General features: G+C 41.3%; 4 protein-coding genes. 1 reads left to right on the top strand and 3 read right to left on the bottom strand.

What is annotated here, in order from left to right:
- Nucleotides 1-117 precede the first annotated feature (117 nt).
- From pflA to AAAY30_RS11070, 3 genes are all read right to left on the bottom strand, one after another.
- Nucleotides 118-858, bottom strand: coding sequence for a pyruvate formate-lyase-activating protein (pflA, locus tag AAAY30_RS11080; RefSeq protein WP_022235313.1), 741 nt, complete (start codon nt 856-858; stop codon nt 118-120).
- Nucleotides 859-865: 7 nt separating this feature from the next.
- On the bottom strand, nt 866-3112 hold the full coding sequence (gene pflB, locus AAAY30_RS11075; RefSeq protein WP_022235314.1) for a formate C-acetyltransferase: 2247 nt from the start codon (nt 3110-3112) through the stop codon (nt 866-868).
- 476 nt (nt 3113-3588) lie between these two features.
- The gene (locus AAAY30_RS11070; protein WP_195410709.1) at nt 3589-4122 is read right to left on the bottom strand and encodes a DUF5662 family protein; all 534 of its coding nucleotides are present in this window, start codon (nt 4120-4122) and stop codon (nt 3589-3591) included.
- A 138-nt stretch (nt 4123-4260) separates the two neighbouring features.
- Here AAAY30_RS11070 and AAAY30_RS11065 point away from each other — a divergent pair, with 138 nt between their 5' ends.
- Complete coding sequence (locus AAAY30_RS11065; protein ID WP_302704483.1) at nt 4261-5487, top strand: L,D-transpeptidase family protein; 1227 nt, start codon at nt 4261-4263, stop codon at nt 5485-5487.
- Nucleotides 5488-5557: the final 70 nt, after the last annotated feature.

Here is a 5557-nt window from a genome sequence, read left to right as displayed (position 1 = left end):
TGGCTTGACCTAAATTTTTTAATTATTTCGCTTAAATTGGTGCATTAAACCCCAAATTTACAATCTCAACTAACCAAAAAGGGACAGTCATCAGACTGTCCCAAAAATATTAGGTTATTATTCGCAACCGAGAATTTTCTTTGCGTTAAGAACTCTCTCGGGTGTTGGCGGATCAATGCCCTCAAGTTTATAGTCGATGCCAAGTTCTTTCCACTTATACACTCCAAGTGTGTGGTATGGCAACACTTCAACTCTCTTAACATTTTTAAGAGTTTTTATAAAATCGGCAAGACGATACAGATACTCGTCATAGTCGCTCCTCTGCGGAACAAGTACATGGCGAATCCATACGGGTTTACCCATATCCGAAAGCTCTCTTGCCATTTGCAGAATATTAACATTAGTATGCCCGGTAAGAATTTTGTGCTGTTCATCATCAATATGCTTAATATCGAGTAACAACAAATCCGTATATTGCATAAGCTCTTTCCACTTTGAGTAGTAAGGTTCTTCTGTAGTAAACGGGTTTCCGCTTGTATCAAGCGTTGTATTTATACCGAGCTTTTTTGCCTTTTTAAAAAAGTCAATAAGAAAATCAATCTGTAAAAGCGGCTCTCCTCCACTAACTGTAATACCGCCCTCACTTTTCCAGTAAGGGCGATATGCGATAGCTTTTTTAAGCAATTCTTCTGCTGTGTAAGGTGTACCCTTACTCATTTGCCAGGTGTCGGGATTGTGGCAGAATTGACAGCGCATTGCGCAACCGCTCAAAAATACTACATATCTTACACCCGGTCCGTCAACAGAACCAAAGCTCTCGAGTGAGTGGACATAGCCGACTAACTCTTTATTTTCCATTATTAAATTACATTGACTTGTGGCAAGTTCTTGCGATTACATCGAGCTGCTGCTCTCTTGTAAGGTCAATGAACTTAACAGCGTAACCTGATACACGGATTGTGAAGTTAGCGTACTCTTCCTTCTCAGGATGCTCCATAGCATCGATGAGCTTTTCTGTACCGAATACGTTTACATTGAGGTGGTGTGCACCCTGATCGAAGTAACCGTCAAGTACATTTACAAGGTTGTTTACACGCTCGTCATCATTGTGACCGAGTGCATCCGGGCTGATTGTCTGTGTATTTGAAATACCATCGAGTGCATACTCGTATGGAAGTTTAGCAACAGAGTTAAGTGAAGCAAGAAGACCGCTCTGCTCTGCACCGTAAGATGGGTTAGCACCAGGTGAAAGTGGCTCGCCTGCTTTTCTGCCGTCAGGAAGTGAACCTGTAGCCTTACCGTATACAACATTTGATGTAATTGTAAGGATAGAAGTTGTAGGCTCTGAATCTCTGTATGTGTGGCAGTATCTGATCTTGCTCATAAACTTACGGAGAAGGTTTACAGCGATTTCGTCTGCTCTCTCATCGTTGTTGCCGTATCTTGGGAACTCACCGTCGATCTCGAAGTCAGTAGCAATACCGTCTTCATCACGGATAACCTTAACCTTAGCATACTTAATAGCGCTGAGTGAGTCAACTACATGTGAGAAACCTGCGATACCTGTAGCAAATGTACGACGGCAGTTAGTATCAATAAGAGCCATCTCGGCAGCTTCATAGTAATACTTGTCGTGCATATAGTGAATCATATTAAGTGTACCTACATAGAGGTGAGCAAGCCAATCCATCATAGCGTCATACTTCTTGATAACCTCATCATAGTCAAGGTATTCAGAAGTAATCGGTCTGTATTCAGGACCTACCTGTACCTTTGTCTTCTCATCAACACCGCCGTTGATAGCGTAAAGAAGACACTTAGCAAGGTTAGCACGAGCGCCGAAGAACTGGATTTCCTTACCGGTTTCTGTTGCAGATACGCAGCAGCAGATTGAGTAATCATCGCCCCATACCGGACGCATAACATCATCGTTCTCATACTGAATTGAGCTTGTCTGAACAGAGATCTTAGAAGCGTACTTCTTAAAGCCCTCAGGAAGTCTTGAAGAATAAAGAACTGTGAGGTTTGGCTCAGGTGAAGGGCCCATATTCTCAAGTGTGTGGAGGAAACGGAAGTCGTTCTTTGTAACCTGTGAACGGCCGTCCATACCGATACCTGCAACTTCAAGAGTAGCCCATACAGGGTCACCTGAGAAGAGCTGGTTGTAGCTTTCGATTCTTGCGAACTTAACCATACGGCACTTCATAACAAAGTGGTCAACAAGCTCCTGTGCCTGTGCCTCTGTAAGTGTACCGTTCTCAAGGTCACGCTCAATATAAATGTCGAGGAATGTAGAAACTCTGCCTACGCTCATTGCAGCTCCGTTCTGAGTCTTGATAGCTGCGAGGTAACCAAAGTAGAGCCACTGAACAGCTTCTTTAGCGTTCTTAGCAGGCTGTGAAATATCAAAGCCGTAGATTGCAGCCATTTCTTTCATGCCGTTAAGAGCCTTGATCTGATCTGCGATTTCCTCTCTGAGCTGGAAGTCGCCTCTTCTCATACCCTGACGGTTTGTTTCGGCGAAATCTTCCTTCTTGCACTCGATAAGGTAATCAATACCGTAAAGAGCGATTCTTCTGTAGTCGCCTACGATTCTGCCTCTGCCGTATGTATCCGGAAGACCTGTAAGAATCTTGTTGTGACGAGCTACCTTCATTTCAGGTGTGTAGATATCGAATACACCCTGGTTATGTGTCTTGTGATATTTTGTAAAGATTTCGTGAAGCTTAGGGCTTGGCTCATAACCGTACATCTGGCATGACTGTTCAGCCATCTTAATGCCGCCGTAAGGCATAAATGCACGCTTTAAAGGCTTGTCAGTCTGAAGACCGACTACCTGCTCAAGATCCTTAAGATCTTCGTCGATGTATGCTGCGCCGTAAGCTGTGAGTGAGGTAACAACCTCAGTCTCCATATCAAGTACGCCGCCCTTGCTTCTTTCTTCTTTCTGAAGTTCTTTAAGTTTGCCCCAAAGCTTTTCTGTAGCCTCAGTAGGACCTACGAGGAAAGACTCATCGCCGTCATATGGCTTGTAGTTTTTCTGGATAAAGTCTCTGACATTGATTTCAGATTCCCAAAGTCCGCCAACAAAATTACTCCATTCGGAACGCATAGAATAACCCCCTGTATTTCAAAAATAAAACCGACAAGGCTCAAACCGTGATTGATTTGAACCGTCGGCATTTCAAGCATTTTCAATAGACGAGATTAACTCTCATTGAATTGATTTTATTGCTTTTTGCCGAAACGGCAATGTAAGCCTTGCGTTGCTGATTTATTGTTTCCGTCACAAAATCAGCATATATAAAATACCACATTTTTTTGCTAAAGTCAAGGATTTTCAAAAAATACTAATGCTTTTTATTTTTGCCTAAAAAAGCCGAATTTTCCCTATATTTTTTGCCTATAGCGCCGCCGATTTTCGGTATATTTTTTAATATGTGAAAAATTTAACAATTACTTGTTTTTTATTATTTGTTTTTACATAAATTTTGTTGATTTTTGTTCTGCTCTTTACAAGCGGAAAAAGCATTTCAGTACTTTAAAACGCAAAATCGGTAAAATAAATTCATTAAAATCACAAAGAAATTATTTTTTGATTTTTCTTAATTTTCTTATATAAGCAAAAGTTTCTTCTTCTCCCTTTTCACTCAGCATTGTAAGTAATTCTTCAAGCAGTTTCTCTGTGTTTTCGTGCATACGGTGTTTGCCCTTTACCCTGCCGAAGTAATCCAAAGAATCTCTGTCTTTGTAATTTGAACCGTTATATATTTTACTTGCGGCGACCCTGTCACAAAACATTTCGATTACATAATTAATCGGCATTTCCACATTTTCTATCTGCTTTGTCTTAGGATTGTAGTCATTCCAATACTCGTAGTGATGACGGTTTCTGCCCTTATGATGCATCCATGCCTTTGAGTAGCCGTAAAGCTCCCTTTCTTTTTCGTTAGGACTTCTGTTACCCTGGTAATACTTTGCACCCGGAATAAACTCCGTCGGTGAATATTTTGAAAGGTCGTGCCTTAACCCCTGCCAAAGTATTCCTGCCTTTGCGCAGTGAGCAATAACCTTATGCCTGTGTCTTGTAATCGTTCTGAAGTGTTTTATAAAATGTAACATATCCAATCACCAAACATATTCTAACATATTTCACGGGGATTTTGTTGAATATTTAAATATTTCTTGAACTTTTAAAAAAAAACATATATAATAATGTAATAAAATAAACTAAAAGACACAAACGAAAGGAATAATTTGATGAATTTTAAATCCATTAATCGTAAATCCTTTATTCTTACGCTTGCGGCAGTGCTTGGCGTATCGGTAATAGTAACCGCTGTGGCAGGTAGAACTTCCGATAATTCAGTACCTGCCGACAATAAAAACATTAATACAACTCAACCTTCGTCGGCAAACAGCAAACAGCCGACCGTTATTGTAACGGGTGAAACCGCCGATATAAGCATTGAATGTAATGAAATAAAAATTATCACTCCATCTGAGGCAACCGCCGAAGAACTTGTAAAATCAAAGTGGTCAAGCAGTGACAACAATATCGTTACCGTTGATGACGGTGGAAGAATTGACGGCTTAAGCGAGGGTACGGCTACAATTACCGCACAGATAGGCAACACCCGCCATACCTACAATATTACGGTTGCTGCTCAGTCGCAGAGCATTTATGACGGATATTCAACCTGCTATCTTGCAAACACTGATGTTCTCAATGAAAATCTTAATAATATTTACGAGAAAAATCCTTATTTTATTAAAGTCAATCGCTCGCAAAACTGCGTTACGGTTTACACTTATGACAAAAACGGCGAATATACTGTTCCTGTCCGTGCAATGATTTGTTCAACCGGTGTTAACAAAGCTACCGTTCTCGGCGACGATTTCTACATTTACTACAAGCAGGAATGGAATCCGCTTTTCAATGATGTTTACGGTCATTATGTATCGGGATTTTACGGCGATTATCTTTTTCATTCCGTTCCGTATGAAGACGCAAGCGCCGACACACTCGAAACCGAGGAGTTCAACAAACTCGGAGATGAGGGTTCACTCGGCTGTGTAAGAATGGAAACCGCAGATGTAAAGTGGATATATGATAATTGTCCCGAAAACACACCCGTAACCGTTTACGATGACGACAATCCGGGCCCGCTCGGCAAACCGGAGGCAATTAAAATTACCGACCATACCTGTGGCTGGGACCCTACCGACGATGATCCGCAGAACCCGTATGCAACAAAGACACCTGAAATTCACGGCGCAAGCGATTTGACTATAACCAAAGGCGAAACCGCCGACCTGCTTGAGGGTGTAACCGCTGTTGACACCTGTTCAAACAATATTACAGATGAAATATCCGTAACAGGCAATGTTCTTACCGATAAAGTCGGTACATATAAGCTGACTTACAGCGTTGAAGACACAATGCACCGCACAAAAAGAATTGATGTTACCGTCAAGGTAGTTTAAAATTATGGTTTAGCAGAGTGTTTTGACAAGTAATTATGAAAGTTTGGTCAACCTTTTCAATGGAGATCGG

This window comes from Ruminococcoides bili (assembly GCF_040093295.1).
GTDB classification, from domain to species: Bacteria; Bacillota; Clostridia; order Oscillospirales; family Acutalibacteraceae; genus Ruminococcoides; species Ruminococcoides intestinale_A.
This window is presented reverse-complemented; position numbering and strand designations above follow the sequence as displayed.

What these genes read in the sequence shown, in the direction of transcription:
- pflA (WP_022235313.1), bottom strand. Translation starts at nt 858, where the DNA reads ATGGAAAATAAAGAGTTAGTCGGCTATGTCCACTCACTCGAGAGCTTT.
- pflB (WP_022235314.1), bottom strand. Translation starts at nt 3,112, where the DNA reads ATGCGTTCCGAATGGAGTAATTTTGTTGGCGGACTTTGGGAATCTGAA.
- AAAY30_RS11070 (WP_195410709.1), bottom strand. Translation starts at nt 4,122, where the DNA reads ATGTTACATTTTATAAAACACTTCAGAACGATTACAAGACACAGGCAT.
- AAAY30_RS11065 (WP_302704483.1), top strand. Translation starts at nt 4,261, where the DNA reads ATGAATTTTAAATCCATTAATCGTAAATCCTTTATTCTTACGCTTGCG.